Annotated in this window: 3 protein-coding genes; all 3 read right to left on the bottom strand. The window is 71.7% G+C overall.

Annotated features, from left to right (window positions below):
* Window positions 1-246: 246 nt before the first annotated feature.
* On the bottom strand, window positions 247-891 hold the full coding sequence (locus NBRGI_RS27155; RefSeq protein WP_029900044.1) for an urease accessory protein UreD: 645 nt from the start codon (window positions 889-891) through the stop codon (window positions 247-249).
* Window positions 881-1,597, bottom strand: a complete 717-nt coding sequence (gene ureG, locus NBRGI_RS27150) for an urease accessory protein UreG (protein ID WP_029900043.1) — start codon at window positions 1,595-1,597, stop codon at window positions 881-883. Before ureG ends, NBRGI_RS27155 begins: the two co-directional genes overlap by 11 nt.
* Window positions 1,598-1,622: 25 nt before the next feature.
* Window positions 1,623-1,998: urease accessory UreF family protein (locus NBRGI_RS27145; protein ID WP_029900042.1), on the bottom strand; the 376-nt coding region annotated here is incomplete at its 5' end.

Below are 1,998 nucleotides of genomic sequence, written 5' to 3'. Positions count from 1 at the left end.
CACCCACCAAGGGTGGGAACCCGACCACGCTGTCGAGTTCCCACCCTTCCCTTTTGTCCCGATCCGGGTGCGCTAACCCTAGAGGTGACGTGCGCCACTGTGCCCATCGGCGCGCCGCACGTTCCGCGTTCCGGCGAGTCGCATTACCCGCCGAAGACTCGCAACACAACAGCAAACGCCGGGCGGAGACCGAACGGAAACCGAACTCGCGCAGCGGTGCAACGCCCCGCGTGCCCTGCCGGGAATTCAGAGTGCACCACTGGTGCGGGTGCGCAGGGAGCCGCCCGCGGCGAGCGGGAGGCGAGAGTCGGTGAGGCCCACGGTTTCCTCGGGTCGCTCGTCCGGGTAGCGCAACTCGCTCTCCAGCGCGCGCGGAGCGTCCAGGGCGTCGTCGGCGGCGGCACCCAGACCCAATTCCAGACGATGGCGCAGCAGCGGCGTCTTGCCGATATCGGCGATCAGGTCGCCGCGCCAGCCGCCGTGCGCCTCACCGGACCGGCCGATCTGCACCCGCTCGCGCAGCCGCAGCCGGGCATCGGCGGCGAGCCGGACCGTGCTGACGGTGTGGTGCTGCGCCCCGCCCGCCACGATCGTCGGCTCGGGATCGAAGTCGAGCTCACCGCCGCGGCCCACCTCGAACCGCCAGTGCGCCAACGACATCGGCGTCGCGGCGCTGGGCAGCGCGATAGTGGCCGCGACCGAGCGCACGACCAGCCGCGCCCCGGGCGCGACGACCACCGTGATGTCGAGTTCGTCGCCGCCGAGCGGCGTCGCGGCGGTACCGATCAGGTGCACCGTGTCCGGTCCGGTGCGGCGGGCCGAGAGCCCGCCGCTCGCGTGGATCTCGGGCAGCGTCGCCACCCGCGCGATGATCCGGAGTTCAGTGCGCAACAGGGGCTTCGGCGGCGGCGTGGTCCTGTTCGGCGAGCAGCCGCAGCTGGGTACGCACCCAGGCGAGCACCGGAGTGGCGGCCGGATCGTCGGTCAGCGAGATCAGCGCGGTCGGGCGACCCTCGCGCACCTTCGCCGCGTCGCGCTCCATCACGCCGAGATCCGCGCCCACCAGCGGAGCCAGATCGGTCTTGTTGACCACCAGCAGATCCGAGAACGTCACACCCGGACCGCCTTTGCGCGGCACCTTGTCCCCGCCGGCCACGTCGACCACGAAGATCTGCACGTCGATCAGACCGGAGGAGAAGGTCGCGGTGAGGTTGTCGCCGCCGGATTCGACCAGGATCAGGTCCAGCGGCGGGTTCGCCGCGACCAAGTCGTCGATCGCGTCCAGGTTGGCGGTGATGTCGTCGCGGATCGCGGTGTGCGGACAGCCGCCGGTCTGCACCGCGGTGATCCGCTCGTCCGGCAGCACCGCGTGCCTGCGCAGGAAGTCGGCGTCCTCGGTGGTGTAGATGTCGTTGGTCAGCACGGCCAGCGACAGCTCGTCGCGCAGCTGCCTGCACAGCGCGGCGACCAGCGCGGTCTTGCCGGAGCCGACCGGACCGCCGATGCCGATGCGCAGCGCCTCCCCCGCGGTGCGCTCGCGCTTCGGGCGATCGTGCGAATGGTCGTGCGGTTCACCGTCGATCAGATGCGGTGGCATGGTGGCGAGCTCCTTCTTCCGGGATTCAACTGGCGAACAGCGGCATGTCACGGTGCAGGTGGCGTTGCGCGAGCACGTCCTGCAGCGGGTCGGACAGGCAGGCGAGGCCGTCGACCGCGTCGGCGGCGGTGCGGTCGCACAGGTCGGCGAGGCGGACCGTGCAGGCCGCGATGGCGGCGGGGTCGAGCGCGAGCAGCCGTTGCGCGGCGGTCGCCGCGCCGGTCAGCGTGGTGTAGACGACCACGCCCGCGATCTCCTGCGGCGTCACCAGGCAGGCGGCGCCGACCATGCCGAACACGGTGGACAGGTGCGGGCGCGGGCCGACCGCGGCCCAATCATGATGCGGCCACAGTTGTTTGGACAGCCGCAGCAGGCCGCGCCCCTGTGCTCGGGCCGCCGCG

Source organism: Nocardia brasiliensis IFM 10847 (assembly GCF_000710915.1).
GTDB classification, from domain to species: Bacteria; Actinomycetota; Actinomycetes; order Mycobacteriales; family Mycobacteriaceae; genus Nocardia; species Nocardia brasiliensis_A.
Note: the sequence above shows the minus strand (reverse complement) of the source record. Positions and strands in the feature narration are given on the sequence as shown.